General features: G+C 66.5%; 22 protein-coding genes and 1 pseudogene. 12 read left to right on the forward strand and 11 right to left on the reverse strand.

Annotated features, from left to right (window positions below):
• Window positions 1-408 (reverse strand): annotated as a pseudogene (locus STE01S_RS09565) (hypothetical protein); the annotation flags it as partial.
• A gap of 306 nt (window positions 409-714) precedes the next feature.
• On the opposite strand from STE01S_RS09565, the gene STE01S_RS09570 reads away from it, so the two are divergent.
• The 5 genes from STE01S_RS09570 (at window position 715) to STE01S_RS09590 (ending at window position 4,085) form a co-directional block, all read left to right on the forward strand.
• Entirely contained in the window at window positions 715-1,371 is a 657-nt protein-coding gene (locus tag STE01S_RS09570) for an energy transducer TonB (RefSeq protein ID WP_040589502.1), read from the forward strand.
• 126 nt (window positions 1,372-1,497) lie between these two features.
• Window positions 1,498-2,253 (forward strand): MotA/TolQ/ExbB proton channel family protein, encoded by a 756-nt coding sequence (locus STE01S_RS09575; protein ID WP_051066368.1) that lies wholly within the window; start codon window positions 1,498-1,500, stop codon window positions 2,251-2,253.
• A 120-nt stretch (window positions 2,254-2,373) separates the two neighbouring features.
• Window positions 2,374-2,865, forward strand: a complete 492-nt coding sequence (locus STE01S_RS09580) for an ExbD/TolR family protein (RefSeq protein WP_003042070.1) — start codon at window positions 2,374-2,376, stop codon at window positions 2,863-2,865.
• A 32-nt stretch (window positions 2,866-2,897) separates the two neighbouring features.
• Entirely contained in the window at window positions 2,898-3,323 is a 426-nt protein-coding gene (locus STE01S_RS09585) for an ExbD/TolR family protein (protein WP_040589500.1), read from the forward strand.
• A gap of 189 nt (window positions 3,324-3,512) precedes the next feature.
• Window positions 3,513-4,085 carry a superoxide dismutase family protein gene (locus STE01S_RS09590; RefSeq protein WP_003042066.1) on the forward strand — a complete coding sequence of 191 codons (573 nt, stop codon included), beginning with the start codon at window positions 3,513-3,515 and terminating at the stop codon, window positions 4,083-4,085.
• 16 nt (window positions 4,086-4,101) lie between these two features.
• On the opposite strand, the gene STE01S_RS09595 is transcribed toward STE01S_RS09590, so the two are convergent.
• Entirely contained in the window at window positions 4,102-5,706 is a 1,605-nt protein-coding gene (locus STE01S_RS09595; RefSeq protein WP_062767338.1) for a spinster family MFS transporter, read from the reverse strand.
• A gap of 105 nt (window positions 5,707-5,811) precedes the next feature.
• Between STE01S_RS09595 and STE01S_RS09600 the strand changes: the two genes are divergently transcribed.
• The gene (locus tag STE01S_RS09600; RefSeq protein WP_003042063.1) at window positions 5,812-6,300 is read left to right on the forward strand and encodes a low molecular weight protein-tyrosine-phosphatase; all 489 of its coding nucleotides are present in this window, start codon (window positions 5,812-5,814) and stop codon (window positions 6,298-6,300) included.
• On the opposite strand, the gene thpR is transcribed toward STE01S_RS09600, so the two are convergent.
• Window positions 6,207-6,824 (reverse strand): RNA 2',3'-cyclic phosphodiesterase, encoded by a 618-nt coding sequence (thpR, locus tag STE01S_RS09605; protein ID WP_062767340.1) that lies wholly within the window; start codon window positions 6,822-6,824, stop codon window positions 6,207-6,209. The genes STE01S_RS09600 and thpR overlap by 94 nt on opposite strands.
• 139 nt (window positions 6,825-6,963) lie before the next feature.
• Between thpR and STE01S_RS09610 the strand changes: the two genes are divergently transcribed.
• Window positions 6,964-7,692: a Bax inhibitor-1/YccA family protein gene (locus STE01S_RS09610; RefSeq protein WP_003042056.1), complete on the forward strand. Its 729-nt coding sequence runs from the start codon at window positions 6,964-6,966 to the stop codon at window positions 7,690-7,692.
• 84 nt (window positions 7,693-7,776) lie between these two features.
• Here STE01S_RS09610 and msrB read toward each other — a convergent pair whose 3' ends face one another.
• From msrB to STE01S_RS09630, 4 genes are all read right to left on the reverse strand, one after another.
• On the reverse strand, window positions 7,777-8,265 hold the full coding sequence (gene msrB, locus STE01S_RS09615; RefSeq protein WP_062767342.1) for a peptide-methionine (R)-S-oxide reductase MsrB: 489 nt from the start codon (window positions 8,263-8,265) through the stop codon (window positions 7,777-7,779).
• Between the two features lie 60 nt (window positions 8,266-8,325).
• The gene (locus STE01S_RS09620) at window positions 8,326-9,582 is read right to left on the reverse strand and encodes a cytochrome P450 (RefSeq protein ID WP_062767344.1); all 1,257 of its coding nucleotides are present in this window, start codon (window positions 9,580-9,582) and stop codon (window positions 8,326-8,328) included.
• Between the two features lie 123 nt (window positions 9,583-9,705).
• The gene (locus STE01S_RS09625) at window positions 9,706-10,953 is read right to left on the reverse strand and encodes an ABC transporter permease (RefSeq protein WP_062767346.1); all 1,248 of its coding nucleotides are present in this window, start codon (window positions 10,951-10,953) and stop codon (window positions 9,706-9,708) included.
• Window positions 10,950-11,939 carry an ABC transporter ATP-binding protein gene (locus tag STE01S_RS09630; RefSeq protein WP_058810805.1) on the reverse strand — a complete coding sequence of 330 codons (990 nt, stop codon included), beginning with the start codon at window positions 11,937-11,939 and terminating at the stop codon, window positions 10,950-10,952. Before STE01S_RS09630 ends, STE01S_RS09625 begins: the two co-directional genes overlap by 4 nt.
• 57 nt (window positions 11,940-11,996) lie before the next feature.
• Here STE01S_RS09630 and queG point away from each other — a divergent pair, with 57 nt between their 5' ends.
• Window positions 11,997-13,049 carry a tRNA epoxyqueuosine(34) reductase QueG gene (gene queG, locus STE01S_RS09635; RefSeq protein WP_062767348.1) on the forward strand — a complete coding sequence of 351 codons (1,053 nt, stop codon included), beginning with the start codon at window positions 11,997-11,999 and terminating at the stop codon, window positions 13,047-13,049.
• 54 nt (window positions 13,050-13,103) lie between these two features.
• Here the strand turns inward: queG and STE01S_RS09640 are convergent, their stop codons facing one another.
• Together STE01S_RS09640 and STE01S_RS09645 are read right to left on the reverse strand one after the other, a co-directional pair.
• Window positions 13,104-13,709: a Yip1 family protein gene (locus STE01S_RS09640; RefSeq protein WP_062767350.1), complete on the reverse strand. Its 606-nt coding sequence runs from the start codon at window positions 13,707-13,709 to the stop codon at window positions 13,104-13,106.
• A gap of 124 nt (window positions 13,710-13,833) precedes the next feature.
• Entirely contained in the window at window positions 13,834-14,853 is a 1,020-nt protein-coding gene (locus STE01S_RS09645) for a DUF2804 domain-containing protein (RefSeq protein WP_062767351.1), read from the reverse strand.
• 102 nt (window positions 14,854-14,955) lie between these two features.
• On the opposite strand from STE01S_RS09645, the gene STE01S_RS09650 reads away from it, so the two are divergent.
• The 4 genes from STE01S_RS09650 to STE01S_RS09665 all read left to right on the forward strand — a co-directional run bounded on the left by STE01S_RS09650 (window position 14,956) and on the right by STE01S_RS09665 (window position 22,591).
• Window positions 14,956-15,336 carry an OsmC family protein gene (locus STE01S_RS09650; RefSeq protein ID WP_003042032.1) on the forward strand — a complete coding sequence of 127 codons (381 nt, stop codon included), beginning with the start codon at window positions 14,956-14,958 and terminating at the stop codon, window positions 15,334-15,336.
• Between the two features lie 96 nt (window positions 15,337-15,432).
• Window positions 15,433-16,833 (forward strand): PAS domain-containing protein, encoded by a 1,401-nt coding sequence (locus tag STE01S_RS09655; RefSeq protein ID WP_062767422.1) that lies wholly within the window; start codon window positions 15,433-15,435, stop codon window positions 16,831-16,833.
• A 165-nt stretch (window positions 16,834-16,998) separates the two neighbouring features.
• Window positions 16,999-21,696: an NAD-glutamate dehydrogenase gene (locus tag STE01S_RS09660; protein WP_062767353.1), complete on the forward strand. Its 4,698-nt coding sequence runs from the start codon at window positions 16,999-17,001 to the stop codon at window positions 21,694-21,696.
• Between the two features lie 43 nt (window positions 21,697-21,739).
• Complete coding sequence (locus STE01S_RS09665; protein WP_062767355.1) at window positions 21,740-22,591, forward strand: ATP-grasp domain-containing protein; 852 nt, start codon at window positions 21,740-21,742, stop codon at window positions 22,589-22,591.
• On the opposite strand, the gene STE01S_RS09670 is transcribed toward STE01S_RS09665, so the two are convergent.
• Both STE01S_RS09670 and phbB read right to left on the reverse strand, forming a co-directional pair.
• Window positions 22,576-22,830, reverse strand: a complete 255-nt coding sequence (locus STE01S_RS09670) for a ribbon-helix-helix domain-containing protein (protein WP_062767357.1) — start codon at window positions 22,828-22,830, stop codon at window positions 22,576-22,578. The genes STE01S_RS09665 and STE01S_RS09670 overlap by 16 nt on opposite strands.
• A 212-nt stretch (window positions 22,831-23,042) precedes the next feature.
• The gene (phbB, locus tag STE01S_RS09675; protein ID WP_058810798.1) at window positions 23,043-23,765 is read right to left on the reverse strand and encodes an acetoacetyl-CoA reductase; all 723 of its coding nucleotides are present in this window, start codon (window positions 23,763-23,765) and stop codon (window positions 23,043-23,045) included.
• Window positions 23,766-23,773 lie beyond the last annotated feature (8 nt).

Below are 23,773 nucleotides of genomic sequence, written 5' to 3' on the forward strand. Positions count from 1 at the left end.
TTGGGCGTCGGGCGCGATCAGCTGGACGCTGCCGGTGCTGCTGCTCCCCGCCGCCGCGCCCGCGACCGGGCGGGCGAAAAGCAGCACGGGCTGCTTCTTTTTGAGCTTCGGCGGCTTGCCCTTTGCGTCGAGCGGAAGGTCGACGAGATAGCTGATCCGCGCCGCCAGCGGGCCCGATCCGCGAATCAGGCTGACCACATCGGCCTCGACATAGAATCGCGCGAAGCCCGCCGCGAGCCCCGGTGCGCGTTCGGGTTTCAGCAGCGCCGTGCTGTAAACGCGCGCCTCGATCACCATCGGGGCAACTGTCGCCAGATCGGCGAGATCGGCATAGCTCCAGGGGCTTTCGGCGACCGCGGCGGGGGTCGGAGACTCGGCGTAAGCATCTGAAAAACAATTAGTAAACAAAGCAATGCCGGCCACGGTAGCCAGGGCGAGGGCGCGCATATTCGATCCACCTTCTGTTCTATCCTGCCTCGAAAGGCGGCCAATTGCCCATCATGGACAAGTGCACATTAACCGCTGATAAAGGGTTTGCGAACTTCTCGCCACCGCGATAGGACGAGCGGTGAAGCGTCCGGCATAAACAGAACAAGCCGGCTGCTAAGCCATCGGGTCTGCGGAGCGCATCGGAAAATATCCGGGCAATTGGCAACCGAACCCGATGGTGCGGATTTGGTGTCAGGATGATCTAGCAAGGAGCGTCGTCCCTGAATGGCTTATGGTGATAATGTCGACCCTAAAAACAGGGTAGTGGCAATTGTCTTGGTGGGCTTGCTGACGGCAGTGCTGGGCTACGGCCTGGTGAACGGCCTGAATATCAGCATCGTCAAGAAAATTGCCGAAAAATTGGACGTGGTGGACGTCGAAGAGCCGCCGCCGCCGGAGGAGCCGCCGCCGCCGCCGCCGCCGGATAACAAGCTGCCGCCGCCGCCGCCGGTCGTGACGCCTCCGTCGCCGATCCCGCCGCCGAGCACCGCGAACCAGATTCAGTCGGTTCCGACGCCGCCGCCGGCGCCGCCGCCGCAGGTCTATACGCCGCCCGCGCCGCCGGCTCCGCCGCCGACCCCCGACATGTCGAAGGGCGCGTCGCCGAAGGGGTCTCCGGGCCGCTGGGTGACGAACGACGACTATCCGCCGAGCGCGCAGCGTCAGGAACGCGAAGGGACGACGGGTTTCCGTCTGACCATCGGCACCGACGGCAGGCCCACCGGCTGTTCGGTCACATCGTCCAGCGGGCATTCCGACCTCGACGATGCAGCGTGCAAGCTGCTGATGCGCCGTGCGAAATTCGCACCGGCCGTCGATCGGAACGGCAACCCCACGACGGGTAGCTGGTCGAGCCGCTTTACCTGGAAGATCGATCGCTAAGCGTCGCTTTTCCTGAATTTTCCGGCAGCAATGCCGACCCCCGGTTTAGATTTTTTGAGAGGGAATATCGAAATGTTCAATCTGATTGCGAACGCCGCTGCTGCGGCTGGTGCCCACGATGTCGGGATGAGCCTCATGCCCGCGTCGATGTGCGTCAAGAAAGAGGGCGAGAACCCCTATGGTCTCGTCCCGGCGCTGTGCGAAGGCGGTATCGTGTCGCAGATCACCTTCCTCGTCCTGCTGATCATGTTCATCGGCACGCTGTACATCCTGTTCACCAAGCTGTTCGAACAGAATAAGGTGATCAACCAGGGCAAGGCGGTCGACGCGAACTTCTGGCGTGCGCCGACCCTCGCCGAAGGCATGAACAAGCTCGAAAAGAACAGCGCCTATCGTCAGGTCGTCGAAGACGGTCTGCGCGCCAACGAAGAGCATAACAAGCTGACCGACCCGGTCGAAGCGCATGACTGGATGCACGGCACGCTCGAGCGTTCGCAGAACCACATCAACTCGAAGCTCAACGGCGGCCTCGCCTTCCTCGCGACCGTCGGTTCGACCGCGCCGTTCGTCGGCCTGTTCGGTACGGTTATCGGTATTCTTCGCGCCCTCGTGAAGATCGGTGCATCGGGCCAGGCCTCGATCGACACCGTCGCCGGCCCGGTTGGCGAAGCACTCATCATGACCGCCATCGGTCTGATCGTCGCGGTTCCCGCGGTTCTCGCCTTCAACTGGCTCCAGAGCCGCAACAAGGCGATTGCCCGCCGTCTGTCGACCTTCTCGAACGACGTCCTCGGCTCGATCATGTCGGGCGGCCAGGTGAAGCCGGCGGTTGCCGCTGCGCCCGCCAAGGCTGCTCCCGCCGCCGCGCCGAAGAAGGCCTAAGACTCTCGCGCCCCGTCGGCCGCTCAGGCGATCGGCGGGGCCGCTGGACAGCGAAAAGGCGCGCTTCGGCAGGCTTTTCGCAGGTCCATGACAGTAATTTTGTGACAGGATGCTAATCCTATGGCGATGAGTGCAGGCGCAAAGGGCGAAGATGCCCCGATGTCCGACATCAACACGACGCCGCTCGTGGATATCATGCTTGTGCTTCTCATCATCTTCCTCATCACGGTTCCCGTGGTGTTGGAGACGGTGGAGCTCAAGCTGCCCGACGTCGCTTTTGAGCCGACGACGACGAAGCCCGAGAATGTGAACATCTCGGTTCGAGCGGGCGCAACCCCCGGTAGCTGCGAAGTATATTGGGGCCAGGCTCCGGTCGATTCGCGCGAATTGCTCAAGCGCGGCCAAGACAAGCTTGAAAAGCTTCTCAAGGATATCGGCGGGCCCCAGAATATCACCGAAGAGAACTTCCCCGAAGTGCATATCCGCGGCGACATCAACACGCCGTACCAGTGCATCGGCGGTGTGATCTACACGATGCAATATGCCGGTTTCCAGAAGATCGGGTTCATTTCGGAACCTGCCCCTGGTTCGGCCACGCTGGGCCGCCTCTAAGGCGGTCCGCCAAGGAATGAAGGAATAGTCTCATGGCTATGGCTGTTGGGGATCGGGACGATAATGAACCGATGATGGAAATGAACACGACGCCGCTGATCGACGTCATGCTCGTTCTCCTCATCATGTTCATCATCACCATTCCGGTCCAGACCCACGCGGTGAAGATCGACCTGCCGGTTCCGACCGATTCGAAAAACAATGTCGACCCGGAAAAGAACAAGATCATGATCGACCCTGCGGGGACGGTCACGTGGAACGGCGTTCCGGTCGATCTGGCGCAGCTTTCGGATTATCTCGAGCAGACGAAGGCGCTGCCGGTCGAACCCGAACTGCAGATTCAGCCGGACCCCTACGCCCGCTATATCGTGGTCGATCGCGTCATGGCGGTCGTGAAGCGTAGCGGCGTCGGCAAGCTCGGCTTCGTCGGCAACGAACAATATGCGCGCGTTTTCTGATCGCTAGATCAGCGATGCGCCAGCGAAGGGCCGCGGAGCGATCCGCGGCCCTTTTGCTTTGCCGGGCGTGAAAGCGCTTGGCGCGGCGGCTTTGGCGGGGCATCCTGCCGGCCTGGGAACGAACGCCGCGCCGCGGCGTAGGATTCCCGCAAGCGCCGTACCGCGCGCCAGATGATGGGGAGCCGATCGATGAAGCCTGCCGCCACTTTTCGCCCGACGATGACCGCCGCGCTGTGCGCCGCCTCGCTGCTCGCCCTTGGCGGCTGCGCCAGCGGATCGAAGGGGCCGACGACGACGATGCCGCCGTCCGATGCCCATGCCCAGCTTTACGACGCGTCGGGCGCCGACCGTGGGCGCGTCGATATCTACAAGGACGGAACGGGCCTGCGCATCGAACTGGTCGCGCGCGGCTTTGCCCCCGGCACCTATGGCATGCATCTGCACGCCGTCGGCCAATGCACCCCGCCCGATTTCAGCAGCGCCGGCCCGCACTGGAACCCGACCCATGCCCAGCACGGGCGTGACAATCCGATGGGGGCGCACCATGGCGACCTGCCCAACCTCGTCGTCGAATCGGGAACGATCGGCCGCGCGACGCTGCAGGTCGTCGGTTCGCGGCTGACGGGTGAGGGCGGACTGCTCGACGCCGATGGCGCGGCGTTCGTGATCCACGCCGGTCCCGACGATTACAAGACCGATCCGAGCGGCAACAGCGGCGGCCGCGTTGCCTGCGGCGTGATCCAGCTCGGCGCCGCGAACTGATCGCGCGCGGGCGCGGTCAGGCCGCCGCGCTCGCCGCGCGCTCGCCAATCGTCGCTTCGGCCTGCGGCACCGTGCGATAGGCATAGATCAGCAGGGCCAGCGCGATCGGCGCGACGCCGATCAGCGACAATATGCCGGTCCGCAGGTCACCCACCGGCTTGCCGTCGACCATCGTACCGGCGAGGTCCGAAATCTGCCCGACCATATAGGGACCGAACGACAGGCCGACGAGCGTCGTGCCAAGGAAGAAGGCGGCGGTCGCCGTCCCGCGCATGCGCGGCAACACCAGATCCTGCGTCGTTGCGGCGGCGGCGCCAAGCGCTGCAGCACCGAACATGCCGGCAAGGAAGTTCATCGCATAGAAAATGAAGCTGCTTTCGGTCGTGTAGCCGATCCAGATCGGGATGATCGGCGCGACGACGCCGAAGATGATCGTCAGGATGCGGCCCGCCGGATTGCGCGCGCGCAGCGCGTCGGCGATGCGGCCGCCCAGAATGACCCCGACGAACCCTGCAAGCGCACCATTGGCGCCGAGGATGAATGCCAGTTCCTGCTTGGGCAGCTTCAGCACAAGCTCGGCATAGGGCGGCGACCAGAAAGCGAGGGCGTAGGCGGCAAGGCTCACCAGCCCGTAACCCAACGTCGTGCAGATGAAGGCAGGCGTGCCCCAGATCAGACGGAAGGTCGCCGGATCGCGCGCGCGCAGCGTCGAGGCCCATGAAAAGACGGCGTAATAGCCAAGCCCGACCGCCGACCATTGCGGGAAATTGCCCGTCAGGCGAATCATCCACCACGCAAAGGCGGCGATCGCGGCGGCGAAGCCGATGTTTACCGCCAGCGCGGTCGTGCCGCGCTGTGCAGCGCCGAAAAGGGTGAAGGGCGGGACGATCGTCGACAGGTCGCGAAAGAATTCGCGGAAGGGATGGGGCAAACTGTGGCTCGCGACTCCGTCCATCGCGCCGCGCGCGGGTTCGCGCAGCGTTGCGACCCACAGCGCGACGAGCAGGCCGGGAATGCCGACGGCCAGAAAGGCGCCGTGCCAGCCGACCAGCCCCATCGGCCCTCCGTTCGGCCAGGTGCGGTTCCACGCCTCGACGATCGAGGCGCCGATGAACAGCGACACGCCGCCGCCAAGGTAGAGCCCCGACGAATAGATGGCGAGCGCGGTCGCCTTCTGCCGCTTGGGGAAATAGTCGGAGATCAGCGAATAGGCGGTCGGGCTGGCGGTCGCTTCGCCGACGCCGACGCCCATGCGGGCAAAGGTCAGCGTTACCTGATTGCGTGCGAACCCCGACAGGGCGGTCATCGTCGACCAGAGTGCGAGGCCGATCGACAGCAGCTTCACGCGGTTCCAATTGTCGGCGAGGCGTCCGAGTGGGATGCCGAACAGCGCATAGAAGACCGCGAAGGCGGCACCGCCAAGGAAGCCCATGTCGGCGTCGGTCAGGCCGAGGTCGGCCTTGATGTCGACCGCGAGGATGCTGACGATCTGGCGGTCGATGAAGTTGAGGATATAAACGACGACGAGGACGCCGAGGACATACCAGCTGTATCCCGTCGCGCGCGGTTCGGTCTCCGCACTTTCGACGCCTGTCCCCGGATCGTTGCTCGTCTCAGCCATCTGGCACCGCGCTCCCTCAGTCATTATCGTTGGCCGCCATGGCTAGCAGAGCCGCCGGGCAGCGCAAGTTGAAAACCCGTTCAACTTTGTGAAGAAGGACATGACATGACCGACGACCGGGGCGATGCGCCCGCCATCCTTTTTCTCTGCCTCGGCAATATCTGCCGCTCGCCGCTGGCGGAGGGCGCGGCGCGCGCCGCCTTTGCCGACGCCGGAATCGCGGTGCGGCTCGATTCTGCGGGGACTGGCGACTGGCATGTCGGCCACCCGCCCGACGCCCGCGCGCAGGCGGAGGCGCGGCGGCATGACGTCGATATCGACGATCTGCGCGCGCGCCAACTCGTGCGCGGCGACTTTCACCGCTTCGATCTGATCCTGGCCGCCGACGCCGACAATCTGCGGACCGCGCGTGCGCTCGCCCCGGCGGACGCGACGGCGCGGCTGATGCTGATGCTCGATCTCGTACCCGGACGGGCGGGCGAGAGCGTGACCGATCCCTATTATGGCGCCGACGACGGCTTTGCCGAAACCTGGGCCGATGTCAGCGCGGTCGCCGCCGCGCTGGTTGCCGCGACCGGGGCGTCGAGCGGATAGCGCGCGATCGGGTGATAGCGCGATCCGCCATGGCCAAGCTCGCTTTCATAGAGGGTGGCGTGGGCGAAGAGGAAATCGGGCGTCGCCAGATCGCCGTTCAGGGCCAGAAAGGGCGCGACGGGCCCCGATCCGCGATTGAGCCGCGCCAGCGTGACATGCGGCAGAAAGGCGCGCGTCTCCGTGTCGATCCCGACGCGCATCAGCAATTGGTCGACCTTGCGGTGCAGCGCCGCAACCGGTTCGGCGGGCTCGACCCCTGCCCACACCATGTGCGGCCGCCCGTGCCGCTCGAACAGGCTGACCCCCGCGATGCGCGCGGCAATGGTGGGGGCGTGCAGGGCGCCGAGCGCCGCGGCGATGTCCTCTGCGCGATGGCGGTCGACTTCACCGATGAAGCGCAGGGTCAGGTGAAGCTGGTCGTCATCCTGCCAGCGTGCGCCAGAAATGCCATGCATCGCCGCGATCAGCCGGGCGCGAATCGGCTGCGGCGGGCGCAGGGCGACGAACAGGCGGTGCGTGGACATGGTGCGCCCGTCATACGGCTTTTGCACCGCGCGCGACAGCGCCGAAGGCGCCCGGACCGGTTTCGCTTGAAACGGAGGGCGAAAATACTGATATTGGCAGTACGGCCGGTATGGGCTGGCCGGTGATGGAGATTTGAAAATGGCTAATTGGAACGACCCCAATATGGCGGCGTCCGGCTTTCCTGGCAGCGCGAGCGCGATGGATCAGGCCGTCGATGCCGGCCTGCGGTCGTACATGCTGTCGGTCTATAACTATATGGGCTCGGGCGTGCTGCTTACCGGCATCGTCGCGATGCTCGCCTATTCGACGGGTTTCACCCTGTCGCTGATCGGCAGCCCGCTGATGTGGGTTGTCATGCTCGCGCCGCTTGCCTTCGTGATGGTGCTCAGCTTCGGGATCAACAAGCTGTCGACCGGCGCGGCGCAGGCGCTGTTCTGGGGCTATGCGGCGATCATGGGTCTGTCGATGTCGACGATCTTCCTCGCCTTCACCCAGACCTCGATCGCGACGACCTTCTTCGCGACCGCAGCGGCCTTCCTCGGTCTCAGCCTCTATGGCTATACGACCAAGAAGGATTTGTCGGGTTTCGGCACCTTCCTGATCATGGGCGTCGTCGGCATCCTCGTCGCGATGCTGATCAACCTCTTCGTGCAGTCGACCGCGCTCAACCTCGCGATCAGCGTAATCGGTGTGCTGCTGTTCGCCGGCCTCACCGCCTACGACACGCAGAAGATCAAGAGCATGTACTTCTATGTCCGCGGTACCGACTTCGTCGGCAAGTCGGTGGTGATGGGCGCGCTGACGCTCTACCTCGACTTCGTGAACATGTTCACCTTCCTGCTCAACCTGATGGGCAGCCGCGACTAAGCGGCGGCGCACCGGAACGGCAAAGGCCCGGCGGAGCGATCCGCCGGGCCTTTTCGTTTGGAGCGTGCGCCAATCGGCGCGGAGTCAGGCGGGGACGAAGCGGAGCGCGGCGCCGTTCATGCAATAGCGCTTGCCGGTCGGCTTTGGCCCATCGTCGAAGACATGGCCCAGGTGGCCGCCGCAGCGCCGGCAATGTACCTCGGTCCGCGGATAGCCGAGCTCATGGTCGACCGACGTCGCGATCGCGCCGGGCTGCGGCGCCCAGAAGCTCGGCCAGCCGGTGCCGCTGTCATATTTGGTCTTGCTCGAATACAGCGGCAGCGCGCAGCCCGCGCAGGCAAAGGTGCCGGCGCGATGCTCCTCGTTGAGCGGGCTGGTGTAGGGGCGCTCGGTCGCGGCCTCCCGCAGCACCGCATATTGCGTCGCGGTGAGGCGCTTTTTCCATTCGGCATCGGTCAGGCGCCAGCCCGGCTGCGCCAACGGGCGCTTGCCGGGCTTGGCGAACAGCATCGGCGCGGCGATCATCGCCCCGCCCAAGGCGAGACCGGAAAGCAGATAACGGCGTTCGATCATGGGGCAGGCTCCTCTGCCTTCTAGATACGATCCCGGCCTGCTCCCGGTTTCAGTGCCGCGTCAATATTTCTCGAGCACCACGGGCAGGTGGCGATAGCCGTGGACGAAGCAGGCGTTCACCCGGTCGGGTTCGCCGACCACATTCACGCGCAGCCGCCGCCGCTGCATTTCGGAGATCAGCGCGGTAAGCTGAAGCTCGGCGACGCGCGCGCCGACGCAGCGGTGGATGCCGTAACCGAAGGCGAGGTGGCGCCGCGCATTTTCGCGGTCGACGATGATCCGGTCGCCGTCGGGGAAGATGCTCTCGTCACGGTTCGCCGACGCGTACCACAGCGCGATCTTGTCGCGCTTCTTGATCTGGTGCCCGAACAATTCGGTGTCTTCGGTCGCGGTGCGGCGCATGTGCGCCAGCGGGGTCTGCCAGCGGATGATCTCGTGCATCGCGTTGACCGCGAGTTCGGGATCGTGATTCGCCTCCAGCTTGGCGCGCTCCTCGGGGAAAAGATGGAGGCCATAGGCATAGGCCGACATCGAATTGCGCGTCGTGTCATTGCCGCCGACGATCAGGAGGATGAGGTTGCCCATGAATTCCTCATGGCTCATGTGGCTCATCGCATCCGACTGGAGCATGATCGAAATCAGGTCGTGCGTGCCGGGATTCTGCGCCTTGCGGTCCCACAATTCCTTGAACGCGGCGCCCATTTCGAACGCGATCGCGAGGCGGGCCTGGCGTTCTTCGAGGGTATTGAAACTTTCGATGTCGCCGAGCGCGTCGGACCAGGCGGTCAGTTTGTGGCGTTCTTCAAAGGGAAAGTCGAACAGGATGGCGAGCATCTGCGTCGTCAGTTCGATCGACAATTTTTCGACCCAGTCGAACGTTTCGCCGATGGGCAGCGAATCGAGCACTTCGCTCGTCCGGCGCAGCGTGTCGGCGCGCATCCGTTCGATTTCGGAGGGACCGAAAGCCGGGGCGACGGTGCGGCGCTGCGCGGTGTGCTGCGGCGGGTCCATCGCGATGAACATCGGCATCGGGATTTCGCCCTCCTGCAGATGCTCGATACCGTCGCCCGCGACGGTGATGCCGCCATATTCCCACGAGGAGGAGAAGATCTTGGGCAGCGCCTCGATATGCTGGATCGGCTTGTAGGTCGTTACCGACCAATAGGGACCGAATTTCGAATCGTCGCAGTAATAGATCGGCGATTCGGCGCGCAGTTGCGCCATCGGCCGCTGCCAGCGATCCTCGCGCCACATATCGGCGCGGCTGACGTCGAGCGGATTGACGGTTTCGGGTTCGACGCGAATCTGGGTGGCCATTAGGGGCAGCTCCTCTCAAGGCCGTCGGGCGCGGCCGATTGGGTTGCAGAATGCCACTATTTACAGTTTTGTCAATGAGACTTTGGGGCGATTACCCTAGAAACGAGCGGGACCCTCGGGGCGTCACGCGCGCTGCCGCCGTTTCCAGAATTTCCAGCCCGCCTTGCCGCTCAGCACCCCGGCGCGGAACATCCGGACCGACAGGAAGATGACGAGCGCGACCCAGAGCAGCTGCCAGCCGAGCGCAAGCAGATGGACGGCCTTCGCATCGTCGGTCGCGGCGCGCGCCGCCATCGCGAAGGGTGACGAAAAGGGAAAGATCTCGGCGAAGCGCGCGAGCGGGCCGCCCGGCGCGCTCGCGGCGGCCGAAGAGAGGCTGAACATGCCGACCTGAAAGATGGTGATCGGCAGGCTGAGCATCTGGATTTCGCGCACCGTTCCCGCCTGCGCGCCGACACCGAGGAACACCGCGCCGAGCAGGAGGAAAGCCATGATGAAATAGACGAAGCAGATGCCGACGAAGAAGCCCCAGCCGGTAGCGGGCACCGCGAGCATCGCCGCAACCGGCTTGCCCGCGCCTGCCGCAGAGAGCGTGGCCGGGTCGATCTGGGTTGCCGCGATCAGTCCGCCGCCTGCCGCCATCGCGAGCCAGAAGGCGATAAACAGCACCGCGACGCCGAGCATGCCGAGCAGCTTGCCGAGAAAGACGCTTTCGAGCGGTACCGCGGCGGCGAGGATTTCGATGACCTTGTTGCCCTTTTCCTCTGCCAGCGAACTGACGGTCTGCCCCGCGAGCAGCAGCGTCATCAGGAAGATCGCAAAGACCGCGCCGAAGCCCATCGACTGTTGCACCGCTATGCTCGTCCCGCCGCTGCGGATCGATTCGAAATGCGGGGCGACCGGCGGCACCGCGCCGGCAGCGCGGTCGCGCAGCACCTCTTCCGCGAGCAGCACAAGATAGCGACCCGCGCGGCTGCCCTCCTCGCGTTCGACGATGCGCGGCGCGGCGAGCGGGCCGACCATCACCGCATAGGTGTCGGCGCCCTTTTCCTGCGCGATGACCAGCGGATCGTCGCCCTTCGGCGAGGCAATCCGCACGTCGAGCGTCGCGGGACCGCGGCCGCCCAGCGCGTCGCGCAAGCGCGTGTCGGCGCTGCGCAGCGCCGCGACATCGCCCGCGTCGGCGACGACGACGATGCGCCCTGCGCCGCGCGCGCTGTCGGCGAGCTGCGATGCGCCGAGGCCGCCGACCAGGCTCATGCCGAGCATGAACAGCGGTGCGAGCAGGAAGAGGAGAAAGGTCGGCGTCGCCACGATCGCGAGAAAGTCGCGGCGCGCGACGACCGCCATATTTTTCAGAAAGGGGGTCATGCGCTTGCCTCCGCAGCGGCTTCTTCGGCGGCGTCGGCGGCGAAGCCCGCGTCGACCTGACGCACGATATGGACGAAGGCATCGTGCAAGCCGGGGCGCGCGATCGACAGGCCGGCGACGCCGTGCCCGCTGGCGGTGATCCGCGCGAGCAGCGGTTCGACCCCCGCGTCGTCGATCGCGAAATGCCAGGCGTCGCCGCGCCGCTGCGCATCGGCGGGCAGCAGCGCCGCGATCACGCCATCGTCGGCGCCGGTGCGCGGCGCGTAGCGCACCTGCATCGGCAGCAGCGCGCGCGCCTCGTCGACCGTGCCCTCGAAGCGGCGCTGCGACCGCGCGATGATCGCGAGCCGGTCGCACAGTCGCTCCGCATGCGCCATGACATGGGTGGAGAAAAGGATCGTCGCGCCGCGATCGCGTTCGCGCCGCACGAGCGTTTCAAGCCGCTCCTGATTGACCGGGTCGAGTCCCGAAAAGGGTTCGTCGAGCACGATCAGGTCGGGAGCATGGACGATCGAGCCGATGAGCTGGACCATCTGGGCCATGCCCTTCGACATCTTGCGGATCTTTTCGTCGATGACGCGTTCGAGCCCGAGTTCGGCCATGAAGGTCGCGGCGCGGCGGCGGCCTTCGCCCCAGTCGAGTCCGCGCAGCGCGCCCATGAAAGCGATCGCCTCGCGCGCCTTCATACCGGGATAGAGGCCGCGTTCTTCGGGCAGATAGCCGATGCGGTGGCGCACCGATTGCGGCTTGTGGCTGCCGAACAGGCGGCTCGTCCCCTCGTCGGGATCGATGATGCCCAGCGTCATGCGCAGGCTGGTGGTCTTGCCCGCGCCATTGGGACCGAGAACGCCATAGATGCTCCCGACCGGTACCTCGAGGTCGACATGATCGACCGCCTTGAATTCGTCGAAATATTTGGTGAGGCCGCGCGCCTCCACGCAATAATCGGTCAAACGCTGGTCCCCGCTCGCTGAATCGGCCCGCATATCATCACTGTATCATCGCTCTATGGCACGGCCCGCCGCCTGTCGTATAGGGGCGCAATGCTTTCCAATGCCTTGCCCCCGATCGAAGAGCGGCTCGCGGCCACCGCGCGCGCGCATGGCTTCGCGGCGTTCGGCATCGCGCGCGCCGACGCGGCACCGCAAACCGCGGCGCGGTTGAGGCAATGGCTCGCCGAGGGATGCCATGGCGACATGATCTGGATGGAAAGCCGCGCCGAACAACGCGGATCGCCGCAAGGGCTGTGGCCCGAGGTGCGGTCGGTGATCGCGCTCGGCATGAGCTACGCCCCCGGCACCGATCCGCTGGCGCTCGCGGGGGCGCCCGACCGCGGCCGCATCTCGGTCTATGCGCAAGGGGCCGATTATCATGACATCGTCAAAAAGGCGCTGAAGCATGTCGCGCGCTGGCTCGTCGCGGAGGCGCCGGGGGCGGAAGTGAAGGTCTTCGTCGACACCGCGCCGGTAATGGAAAAGCCGCTCGCCGCCGTTGCCGGGCTCGGCTGGCAGGGCAAGCACAGCAATATGGTCAGCCGCGAGCATGGCAGCTGGCTGTTTCTGGGCGCGATCTACACGACGCTCGATCTGGCGCCGTCGGTTCCGGGGCGCGATCGGTGCGGCAGTTGCACGGCCTGCCAGCAGGCCTGCCCGACCGCGGCCTTTCCGGCGCCCTATCGCGTCGATGCCCGCCGCTGCATCTCCTATCTGACGATCGAGCATGACGGGCCGATCCCGACCGAATTCCGGCGCGCGATCGGCAACCGGGTTTATGGCTGCGACGATTGTCTGGCCGTGTGCCCGTGGAACAAGTTCGCCGACACCGCGGCGCGGCACCGGGCGTTTCTGCCGCGCGGCGAACTGGCGGCGCCCGCGCTCGCCGATCTGCTCGCACTCGACGATGCGGGGTTCCGGCAGGTCTTTTCAGGCTCGCCGATCAAGCGGATCGGGCGGGGCCGCATGGTGCGCAACGCCGCGATCGCGGCGGGCAACAGCGGCGATCGCGGCTTGCGGCCGCGCCTGATGGCGCTGGCGAGCGACGAATCGCCGATGGTCGCCGATGCCGCACGATGGGCGCTCGATCAACTGGCGGACTGACGGCGGGAGACGGCGATCGTGCCGCCCCCCTCCGTCGCCGGTCCGCCTTCTTGCCTAGAATCCCCGCATGAAGGTCGCGGTGATCGGGGCAGTAATCGCGCCGATAACGAGTGCGACGACGATCGCCGCGACCACGATCAGGATCGTGTACGTCATCGCCTTGTCCTGCGGCGCGCGCATCAGGCGGGGCAGTCCGAGGTAAAGGAGATAGAGGCCGTAGAGGCCGAGCAGCGACAGCCAGGAAAGCGCGGGCAGGATCGCGAAAATGCCCGCGACCCAGCTCGCGGTGCCCGAATAGGCCGCGACCTTGAACGCCTGAACGCGGTTCTGCGTCGCGCCGAAGCTGGGGGCGAGCGCGTCGATGATGAGCGCGAGGATGAAGACGCCGATCAAGGTCGTCGCATATTGCACGACGGCCGAGGCGACCGCCGAACTCACCGAGGGGCGATAGGTGAAGCCCATCACCGAAAAGCCGAAGGCGAGCATGCCGATCAGCCCCGCCACCGCGGGAATCGCCGCCAGCGGGATGATATAGCGGCGATAGAGGCCGCCGATCGTTTCGGCTTCGCCGTCGATCACCTCCCACTCGCGCGCGGGCTGGAGCAAGATATTCTTGACGCGATCGACGATCAAGCGCGGCTGCTGGTCATTCCCTGTCATAGTCGGTCTCCACCCAATGGCTGAACCGCGACCCCGGATGTCTACCCCGATAGACCGCGATACTCTCGCATTCTGGGATAGGGTGCAAGGGTGTGCATTGCTGTGCGCGGGCGCACAGGGCCGGCTACCAGCGGTTGCGCACCTCTTCGGCAAAGCCCGTGAGCCCGGCAATGTCGAGCGCGCTGCCGTCGTCGAGGATGATGCGCCCCGAAAAGCGGCCGAAGACCTGATCCTGCACCGTCCTGAACAGCCCCAGGTTGGTGCTGTGGTGGCGATTGACGATCGGGTCCATCGTCATTTCGAAGCGTCCATCGTTGCTTGTGAAGCGCCACGGTCCCGCGTCGGGGCCGCCCGCCGGCATGTGAAAGGCGATGCGGTCGAGCTTGTGCGCGGTGCCGTCGACGAACACCATATTCTCGGATGCTGCCGCCGTGTCGCCAAAGCCGTAACCGATGTTGAACCCGATGCGGCGTCCGTCCGCCATTCCCGAGGCCGACCCCCAATACCAGACATTGTCGTAGGTCCAGACGCCGCGCCCCCAGTCTAGCACGCCAAAGGCGCGGTCGGGGCTGAAGCGATGGAGGGTGTTCCCCACCCGAATCTCGCCCTCGGCGGCGAGGCAATTGATCTTCTGATTATAATAGAAGGCCCTTGGCGCTCCCGAGAAAGGTGTGGCGATCACCATGCGGTGCATCGGCGGCTGCGCGAGCCATAATTCACCTGCGAGCCCCTGTCCGCCGCCGAATTTCGGGGCCTCGACCGTCAGGCGCCGGCCGCCCGGTTCGTGCAGGAAGCGCAGCAGCATGCCGCCGCGGCGCTGTTCGATATCGCCCGCATCGGCGCTTTCGGGCAACCGCATGCGGCCCATCGGCCAAGGGATCACCGCGCCATCGTTGATCGCGGTTCCAGCCGCCAGATCCATCCACGACACGCCGAGGAAGCCCAGATAGCCATTGTCCGCGACGGTCAGCGCGATGCCGAAGGCGTCGGTCAGGATGCAATAATAGTCCCATTCCTTGATCCGCAGCTTGCCCGCCGCGATCCGCGCGCGGTCGTAGCGGCGCACCTCGGCGGTCGCCCAGCCCGTTTCGGCGAGCCGCCCGCGCGCGTCGAGCAGCAGTCCCGCCCCCATTTTTGTCTGCATCCTCGCCTCCCTGCGGGGCCGTCTATGCCAGCCGCGCACGGTGGCTGGCAACGGGCGGTGCATCTGATAGGCTGCGCACGACGCAGGATGCAGGAGGATGGCATGGCGCAGGGCAGCGCGCGAATCGGCAAGGACCGCTATCGCACCGAGATCGATGTCGGCGGCCATGCGCTGATCGCCGACGAGCCGCCCGCGCTCGGCGGCGGCGGGGTTGGCCCGGCGCCCTACGATCTGCTGCTCGCGAGCCTGGGCGCGTGCACCGCGATCACGCTGCGCATGTACGCCGATCGCAAGGGCTGGCCGCTCGAATCGGTCGAGGTCGGTTTGCGTCTGTCGGGGCGCGAGGAGAAGCGGATCGACCGCTCGCTGGCGATCGTCGGGCTCGACGACGAACAGCGCGCGCGCATGGCCGACATCGCCGAGCGTACGCCGGTCACGCTGACGCTGAAGGCCGGTTTGCCGATCACCACCACGCTCGCCTGACGGCGCGGCGCGCGGCGGCTGCGGAGCGCATCGTTTACGCCGCTTTTACCACTGTCGGTGCATGACATCCCCGATGTTTGCGACTGGGGACGAATGATGGACAGCATGCGCGGACTGCTTTCGGGCAGCCACGATCAGGACGATGGCGCGATCGATGCGCCGCCGGCTGTCGGTGTCGACGAACGGCGGATGCAGGTGCGCGCCTATAATCATTGGGCGTCGCTGCTTGCCGACCGCGCCTATCCGTCGGTCGAGGATCTCGACCTCGACGGCGCCGACTTCGGCCCCAATGCGGTGCTGCTCGACTTTACCGCGGGTATCGAAAATCCTGGCATCTCCTATCTCGGCGAACGGTTGCGCGAAGAATCGCAGATCGACGAGGATGTCCATTATATCAGCCAGATTCCGGGGCGGTCGCTGCTGTCGCGGCTGACCGACCATTATCTCCAGATCATCGCCAATCGCGCGCCGATCGGCTTCGAGGCCGAGTTCGTCAACGATCGCGGCGCCACGATCATGTACCGCGGCATCCTGCTGCCCTTCTCGTCCGACGACGACACCATCGATTTCATCATGGGCGTCATCAACTGGAAGGAAGCGGTTGCCGCAGAGCAGGCCGAAGAGCTGCAACTGTCGGTCGAGCAGGCGCTGCGCAGCGCGGCGCCGCTGACCGCACCCGTGCCGGTGTGGGCCGACGGCCCCGATTCGGAGCATATCGACGATGAAGCGGCGCCGGGTTTCGCCGCGCTCGGCGACGCCGAGCCCGAAGCGGTTGCCTTTGGCGATGCCATGCTGCTGACCGAACGCTTCGACGATACTGCGGCGCCGGTTGCCGAGGGCGACGAGGCCGCCGACGAGACTGTCGACGACGGCGCGGCCGGACCGGGCGACGATGCCGAGCTGGCCGACTGGCTGGCGCTGGCGCGCGAAACCGCCGAACGCGCGATGGCGGCCGACAGCCGCAGCCGCAGCGCGCTCTATCAGGCGGTCGGCAAGGCATGGGATTTCGCCCTCGCCGCCGAAGCGCAGCCCGACGCCTTTGCCGAATTGCTCGAGGATGCAGGGCTGCAGGCGCAGGAACGCGCGCCGATGACGCCGGTCGTCAAACTGGTCTTCGGCGCCTCCTATGACAAGACGCGCCTCGCCGAATATGCCTGTGTGCTCGGCCATGCGAAGGACGCGGGGCTGGAGCGCGGGGCGCTTCCCGCCTATCTCGATCGCTATCCGGGCGGGCTTAAGGGTCTGGTCAAGGATGCGCGCGCGCGCCGCAAGCCCGCGGGCGATGCAGCGGCGAAGGTCGACGAGCAACTGGCGGCGCTGCGCACCGCGCACCCGGCGCTGATCCTGGAACATGATGCGGGCGATGCCGAATTCGTGGTGCTGATTGCGCGCGCGATGCCCGGCGGACATATCGGCATCGTCGCCAAGGCGGCCGACGATCCGGCGCTCATTGCGAAGCTGGCGAAGAAGGCAATCGCGATCACCCCGGCCGATTGACACGCATAGCGTAACAGACAATCCAAAAGTTGAAATAATTTTGCGCGGCATGCGCGGGGGGTCTTGAGCCTTTCGCGGCGCGGGCGCATAGGGAGCCGTAGCGCAAGGCGCCGCCGTCCCCCCGGCGGATGCTCGCTTCAACTTGGTCCGGGATGCTGCAACCCTATGCCTGAAAAATCGACTGAAGACACCGCAGCCGGCACGTCGCCGGCGGCGCAAGTTCCTGCGAAATTCGCCAAGGCCTATCAGGCCGCCTTGCAGGGCAGCGCGCTGCCCGGCGAGAGCGACGACCTCGATGCCAAGGCGCTGGCCGAAGCGGGCGAATTCGCCGCCCGCGCGTCGCTCGACCGCGCGCCGGGCCAACCGTCGTTCCTGCTCGAACCGGTGGCGGCCGACGGCACCGACCGCCGGATGCGCCTGGTCGTCGTCAACGACGACATGCCCTTCCTCGTCGATTCGACCTCGCAAATCGCGGGCGCGCAGGGCCTTGCCGTGCACCGCATCCTCCACCCGGTGGTGTCGGTCGAGCGCGACGCGAAAAATCATCTGACCGCGGTCGACGCCGGCAAGGACGGCGCGCGCGAGTCGGTCATCTATATGGAGCTCGAACGCGGCGACGCGCGCGCCCGGCGCCGTCTGCTCGATGCGCTCGAAGCCTCGCTCGCCGATGTGCGCGCCGCGGTCGCCGACTGGAAGGCGATGCGCGCCGCGATGCTCGCCGATTCGACGATGCGCGCCGACGGCGATGGCGCCGAGCTGCTGCGCTGGTTCGAAAGCGGCGCGATGACGCAGCTCGGCCACGAATGGCGCACGCGCGACGGCAAGCGCCACGACCCGCTGGGCATCTGTGCCGCGGGGACGAGCGAAATCCTGTCCGAAACCGCACTCGAAGCGGCCTTCGCCTGGTTCGAAAAGGGCCGCACGGCGCCGCTGCTCATCAAGTCGAACCGCCTGTCGTCGGTGCATCGCCGCGTACTGCTCGATCTGGTCGTCGTTCCCGAGATGAAGGGCAAGACGGTCGAGCGCCTGTCGATCCACGCGGGCCTCTGGACCAGCGCCGCGCTGTCGACGCCGCCCGCCAAGGTGCCCGTGCTGCGCGCGCAACTCGAGGCGCTGATGGCCAAATTCGGTTTCGACCCCGGCGGCCACGCCGGCAAGGCGCTCGCGCACGCTTTGACCGCGCTGCCGCACGACCTGCTGATCGCGTTCGACGCCGAATCGCTCGAGGAGCTGGTGCTCACCTCGATGTCGATTACCGATCGCCCGCGCCCGAAGCTGGTGATGATACGCAGCCCGCTCGGCCGCCATCTCTTCACCTTCGTCTGGCTGCCGCGCGACGAGGTGTCGACGGGACGCCGGCTGGCGATCGAATCGCTGTTGGTGCGCGAGGCCAAGGCGGGTGTCATCGGCTGGACGATGGCGCTCGAAGACGGCGGCGCTGCCTTGCTGCGCTACACGCTCGACCTGCGCGGCGGCGGCATCGTGCCCGATACCGAAGCGCTGAACGCGCAGCTCGAACAGATGGTGCGTGGCTGGCAGCCCGAGGTAGAGGGCGCGCTGGCGCGCCGCGGCGATCCGGGCCGCGCGGCGGCACTTGCGGCGCGCTTCGCACCGCTGTTTCCGGCCAATTACCGCAATCTCTATAATCCCGAAGAGGCGGCGCGCGATATATTGCGTCTGCGCGACCTTGATGCCGACCGCCCGCGCAATGTGCGGCTGGCGAAAAAGAGCCTCGACGGCGACGACCGGCTGCGGTTGAAAGTCTATAGTGCGGCCGGACCGCTCGCGCTGTCGGACGTGGTTCCGGCGCTCGAACATTTCGGGTTCGAGGTGCTCGAGGAAATCCCGACCGAGTTGCACGTCCACGGCGGCGGTGAGGGCGATGCCGAGGCAACCTTCATCCACGATTTTTCGCTGCGCCTGCCCGCCAATGTCGACGAAACCGCGCTGATGCCGCATGTCGAGACGATCGAGGGCGCGATTGCCGCGGTGCTCGATGGCAAGGCCGAAAACGACGCCTTCAATCAGCTCGTGCTGGTGACGCAGACCGATCCGCAGGCGATCGTGTGGCTGCGCGCCTGGTTCCGCTACATGCGCCAGGGCGGATCGAGCTATGGCATGGATACGGTGGTGGCGGCGCTGCGCGGCGCCCCGGCGCTGACCGCGGCGCTGGTCGATCGCTTCCGTGCGCTCCATGACCCCAAGGCAAAGGATGCCGCGCGCGCCGAAGCGCTCGCAGCCGAAATCCAGACCGGCTTTGCCGCGATCCAGTCGATCGACGACGACCGCATCCTGCGTCTGTTCCATGCGGTGATCGGCGCGACGCTGCGTACCAACGCCTTTGCGCCCGCCGCCGCCGAGGCGCTGGCGTTCAAGATCGATTCGAGTCTGGTTCCGGGCCTGCCCAAGCCGCTGCCGTGGCGCGAGGTGTGGGTGTACAGCCCGCGCGTCGAGGGCATCCATCTGCGCGCCGGCCCGGTCGCGCGCGGCGGCCTGCGCTGGTCCGACCGGCGCGACGACTTCCGTACCGAAATTCTGGGGCTGATGAAGGCGCAGCGCGTCAAGAACGCCGTCATCGTCCCGACCGGCGCGAAGGGCGGCTTCTATCCCAAGCAGTTGCCGAGCCCGGCCGAGGATCGCGACGCCTGGTTCGCCGAAGGCACCGAATGCTATCGCATCTTCATCAGGTCGCTGTTGTCGATCACCGACAATATCGTCGGCGGCAAGGTGGTGCACCCCAAGGGCGTCGTGATCCGCGATGGCGAAGACCCCTATTTCGTGGTCGCCGCCGACAAGGGCACCGCGACCTTCTCCGACGTCGCCAACGGTCTTGCGATGGAGCGCGACTTCTGGCTCGGCGATGCGTTCGCGAGCGGCGGGTCGAAAGGCTATGACCATAAGGCGATGGGCATCACCGCCAAGGGCGCGTGGGTTTCGGTCCAGCGTCACTTCGCCGAAATGGGCATCGACGTGCAGACCGACACGATCCGTGTCGTCGGTTGCGGCGACATGTCGGGCGACGTGTTCGGCAACGGCATGCTGCTGTCGAAGGCGATCAAGCTGTGCGCGGCCTTCGATCATCGCCACATCTTCCTCGATCCCGACCCCGATCCGGCCAAGAGCTGGAAAGAACGCGACCGCATGTTCCAACTGCCGCGGTCGAGCTGGGATGATTATGACAAGAATCTGATCTCGAAGGGCGGCGGCGTTTTCGCGCGCAGCCAGAAGAGCATCCCGCTGACCCCCGAGGTGCAGGCGCTGCTGGGCCTGTCGGTCGCCGAAATCGACCCCGCCGGGCTGATCTCCGCGATTCTGCGCGCGCCCGCCGATCTGCTGTGGTTCGGCGGTATCGGTACCTATGTGAAGGCCGCGGGCCAGAATAATGCCGAGGTCGGCGATCCCGCCAACGACGCGCTGCGCGTCGATGCCGAGGATCTGCGCGTCCGCGCGGTGGGTGAGGGCGCCAATCTGGGCGTCACGCAGGCCGCACGTATCGCCTTTGCGGCGAAGGGCGGGCGTATCAACACCGACTTCATCGACAACAGCGCCGGTGTCGACTGTTCGGATAATGAGGTCAACATCAAGATCGCGCTCAACCGCGAGATGGCCGAAGGCCGGCTGAGCCAGGACGATCGCGACGCGCTGCTCGTCCGCATGACCGACGATGTCGCGGCGCTGGTGCTCGAGGACAACCGGCTGCAGGCACTCGCGCTGTCGATCGCCGAAAAGGGCGGCGCTGCCGCGGTGCCGTCGCTGGTGCGGATCATGGAGACGTTCGAGGCATCGGGCCGGCTCGACCGCAAGGTCGAAGGGCTGGCGGCGAACGACGAGCTGCTACGCCGCTCGGCCGAAGGGAGCGGGCTGACGCGGCCCGAACTCGCCGTGCTGCTGTCGACTGCGAAACTGGCGCTGCAGGACGCGATCGAAGCGAGCGCGCTGCCCGACGATCCCGCTCTGGCGAGCGATCTTGCCGCGGCCTTCCCGGCCGAGATGCAGCGCGATTTCGCCGGCGCGATCGCCGATCACCAGCTGCGCCGCGAGATCATTGCGACCAAGCTTGCGAACCGCATCGTCAACCGCATGGGCATCGTCCACCCGCTCGAACTGGTCGAAGAAGAGGGCTGCTCGCTGGGTGAGGTCGCGGCGGCATTCGTCGCCGTCGAACGCTTGCTGGATATGAAGGGGCTGTGGGCTTCGCTCGACAGCGCGGGGATCAACGAATCCATCCGCTTGTCGCTGTTCAGCCAAGCCGCCTCGGCGATGGCATCGCAGATGGCCGACCTGCTCCGCGTCAGCCCCGGCCTGGCGCAGCCGGGCGCGCTCGTTGCGCGGCTCGAACCCGGCGTCGACCGCCTGACCGCGACCGTCGACACGCTGCTCAGCGCGTCAGTGCGGCGTCAGTGGGACGCGCTGGCGCAGCAGCTGCTCGATGCCGGCGCGCCCGAGGCGCTGACCGCGGCGGTCGTCCGCCTGTTCAAGACCGACGGCGCGATCGGAATCGTCGACCTTGCCGAACGTCGCGGCGACGACGAGGTCGGGGTGACGCGGGCCTTCACCCATCTGGGCGACGCGCTCGGGCTCGACTGGGCGCAGACGCTGGCGGCGCACATGAGCCCCGCCGATCCATGGGAACGCCTGCTCGTCAACAGCCTGGCGCGCGATTTCCAGCAGATGCGGCTGAGCTTCCTCGCGGGGTTGCCCAAGGGCGATCTCGATGCCGGGGTCAGCAAATGGCTGGAAGCGAACGCACCGCGCGTCGCGCAATTCCGCACGACGGTCGACCGCGCGCGCACCATCCCCAATCCCAATGGCGCGATGCTGTCGCACATTGCGGGGCAGGCGCGCGGGCTGCTCGGCCGGTAACAGGTCTGACCCTCCCCTTCGGGGGAGGGCTTCAGGAGGCTCTATGCCGTTCCAACCGCGCGTCGCGATCCTCGTCCCGGCACCCGATTATGAGGAAAATTGGCGGCCCGCCTTCGCGCGCAAGGCGGCGGCGCTGGCGGCGGCCGGGCTTGCGGTCGAGCAGCGCGTCTGGACCGACCCCGGCGACCTGACGGGGTTCGACCTGATCCTGCCGCTGTTCGCCTGGGGCTATCAGCGCGACGTTGCCGTCTGGTATGCGCTGCTCGACCGGCTCGCGGGACTGCCCGTCGTCAATCCGGTGCCGGTGCTGCGCTGGAACAGCGACAAGGCCTATCTTGCCGAGCTAGGCGCGAAGGGCGTTGCGGTGGTGCCGACGGTTGAGGTCGCGGCGCTGGACGACGCATCGCTGGCGCAGGCGCGCGCGGCGCTCGGCGTGGAAGAGGTGGTGGTGAAGCCCGCCGTTTCGGGCGGTGCCGACGGTACGCACCGTGTCGCGCCCGGCGCGCCGATCCCCACCGATGCGCTAGGACAGCGCCGCCTTGTCCAGCCGCTGATGCCCGGCATCCTCGCCGACGGGGAATATTCGCTCTTCTTTTTCGGCGGCGCCTTCAGCCATGCCATCGTCAAGCGCCCCGCATCGGGCGATTTCCGCGTCCAGGAACAGTTCGGCGGGCGCGAGACGCGATGGGACGCGAGCGAGCCGGCGCGCCTGCTCGCCGCCGCCGCGCTTGCCGCCGCCCCCGCGCCGCCCGTCTATGCGCGCGTCGACATGGTCGGCGACGCGGCGGGCGTGCTGCACATCATGGAACTCGAACTGATCGAGCCGTCGCTGTTCCTGCATCACGCCGCCGACAAGGGGGCGGCCTTCGGGCGGGCGGTTTACGCCGCCGTCTGATCGGCACTGCGCGCGTGCCACAACCATTGGCGGATGGCCGAGGTCAGGTTGGGCGGATCGGCAGCTTCCATCCGTTCGACGTCGATCCGCGCGACGAGCGCATTGACCGGCAGGCCGCGCTGCGCCGCCGCGGCTTCGAGCGCGTCCCAGAAGACGGGCTCGAGGCTGATCGACGTGGGGTGCCCGGCAATCGTCACCGAGCGTTTGACGGGGGGATGGAGAGACAAGGAAGCAGCCATGCATCCTGTCTGCCGTTCGTATCGCGCGAAGTCGAGGGATTGTCGAACCGGCGCCGCGCCTGGCGGCGACGGCAAAGCCGTCGCCGTGACGTCAGACGGGCTCGGCGATCTTTCGGATCGCCGCCCCGCTGGCCGAGCCGGGCTGTGGCTTCACCACCGGTTGCCAGCTCGTCGTTCGCTTTGCGAACGCCTTCACTGGCGCCCTCGGTCCGTCAATACATATGCTGGCCGCCGTTGATCGACATCGTTGATCCGGTGACGAAGCCCGCATCCTCGCTACACAGAAAGGCGACGCCGCGGGCGATTTCTTCGGCGTGGCCGAGGCGACCCACCGGGATTTTCGCGACGATCTTTTCAAGCACGGGGGCGGGGACGGCGGCGACCATGTCGGTGTCGATATAGCCTGGCGCGATCGCGTTGACGGTCACGCCCTTCTTGGCGCCTTCCTGCGCCAGCGCCTTGGTAAAGCCGTGGATGCCCGATTTGGCGGCGGCATAGTTGACTTGGCCATATTGACCCGCCTGGCCGTTGATCGACCCGATGTTGACGATGCGGCCCCAGCCGCGCTCGACCATGCCGCCGAAGGTCGCCTTGGCCATGTTGAAACAGCCGCCCAGATTGATGCGCATGACGTCGTTCCAGTCGTCAAAGGTCATGCGCGCCAGCGTGCCGTCGCGGGTGATGCCGGCGTTGTTGACAACGATGTCGATCGGGCCGAGGTCGGCGGCAACCTGTGCGCAGCCGTCGAGGCAGGCCTGATGGTCGCCGACGTCCCAGCGATAGGCGGGGATGCCGGTGCGGTCGGTGAAGGCGCGCGCCTTTTCGTCATTGCCTGCATAATTGGCGGCGACGCGGACGCCCATATCCTTTAGCGCCAGCGAAATGGCCTCGCCGATGCCGCGGCTGCCGCCGGTGACGATTGCTACGCGTGTCATGAAATCGC

Origin of the sequence: Sphingopyxis terrae subsp. terrae NBRC 15098 (genome assembly GCF_001598815.1) — a bacterium.
Lineage (GTDB): Bacteria > Pseudomonadota > Alphaproteobacteria > Sphingomonadales > Sphingomonadaceae > Sphingopyxis > Sphingopyxis terrae.

Coding starts and splice junctions, on each gene's coding strand:
- STE01S_RS09570 (WP_040589502.1), top strand. CDS start 715: ATGGCTTATGGTGATAATGTCGACCCTAAAAACAGGGTAGTGGCAATT.
- STE01S_RS09575 (WP_051066368.1), top strand. CDS start 1,498: ATGAGCCTCATGCCCGCGTCGATGTGCGTCAAGAAAGAGGGCGAGAAC.
- STE01S_RS09580 (WP_003042070.1), top strand. CDS start 2,374: ATGGCGATGAGTGCAGGCGCAAAGGGCGAAGATGCCCCGATGTCCGAC.
- STE01S_RS09585 (WP_040589500.1), top strand. CDS start 2,898: ATGGCTATGGCTGTTGGGGATCGGGACGATAATGAACCGATGATGGAA.
- STE01S_RS09590 (WP_003042066.1), top strand. CDS start 3,513: ATGAAGCCTGCCGCCACTTTTCGCCCGACGATGACCGCCGCGCTGTGC.
- STE01S_RS09595 (WP_062767338.1), bottom strand. CDS start 5,706: ATGGCTGAGACGAGCAACGATCCGGGGACAGGCGTCGAAAGTGCGGAG.
- STE01S_RS09600 (WP_003042063.1), top strand. CDS start 5,812: ATGACCGACGACCGGGGCGATGCGCCCGCCATCCTTTTTCTCTGCCTC.
- thpR (WP_062767340.1), bottom strand. CDS start 6,824: ATGTCCACGCACCGCCTGTTCGTCGCCCTGCGCCCGCCGCAGCCGATT.
- STE01S_RS09610 (WP_003042056.1), top strand. CDS start 6,964: ATGGCTAATTGGAACGACCCCAATATGGCGGCGTCCGGCTTTCCTGGC.
- msrB (WP_062767342.1), bottom strand. CDS start 8,265: ATGATCGAACGCCGTTATCTGCTTTCCGGTCTCGCCTTGGGCGGGGCG.
- STE01S_RS09620 (WP_062767344.1), bottom strand. CDS start 9,582: ATGGCCACCCAGATTCGCGTCGAACCCGAAACCGTCAATCCGCTCGAC.
- STE01S_RS09625 (WP_062767346.1), bottom strand. CDS start 10,953: ATGACCCCCTTTCTGAAAAATATGGCGGTCGTCGCGCGCCGCGACTTT.
- STE01S_RS09630 (WP_058810805.1), bottom strand. CDS start 11,939: ATGCGGGCCGATTCAGCGAGCGGGGACCAGCGTTTGACCGATTATTGC.
- queG (WP_062767348.1), top strand. CDS start 11,997: ATGCTTTCCAATGCCTTGCCCCCGATCGAAGAGCGGCTCGCGGCCACC.
- STE01S_RS09640 (WP_062767350.1), bottom strand. CDS start 13,709: ATGACAGGGAATGACCAGCAGCCGCGCTTGATCGTCGATCGCGTCAAG.
- STE01S_RS09645 (WP_062767351.1), bottom strand. CDS start 14,853: ATGCAGACAAAAATGGGGGCGGGACTGCTGCTCGACGCGCGCGGGCGG.
- STE01S_RS09650 (WP_003042032.1), top strand. CDS start 14,956: ATGGCGCAGGGCAGCGCGCGAATCGGCAAGGACCGCTATCGCACCGAG.
- STE01S_RS09655 (WP_062767422.1), top strand. CDS start 15,433: ATGGACAGCATGCGCGGACTGCTTTCGGGCAGCCACGATCAGGACGAT.
- STE01S_RS09660 (WP_062767353.1), top strand. CDS start 16,999: ATGCCTGAAAAATCGACTGAAGACACCGCAGCCGGCACGTCGCCGGCG.
- STE01S_RS09665 (WP_062767355.1), top strand. CDS start 21,740: ATGCCGTTCCAACCGCGCGTCGCGATCCTCGTCCCGGCACCCGATTAT.
- STE01S_RS09670 (WP_062767357.1), bottom strand. CDS start 22,830: ATGGCTGCTTCCTTGTCTCTCCATCCCCCCGTCAAACGCTCGGTGACG.
- phbB (WP_058810798.1), bottom strand. CDS start 23,765: ATGACACGCGTAGCAATCGTCACCGGCGGCAGCCGCGGCATCGGCGAG.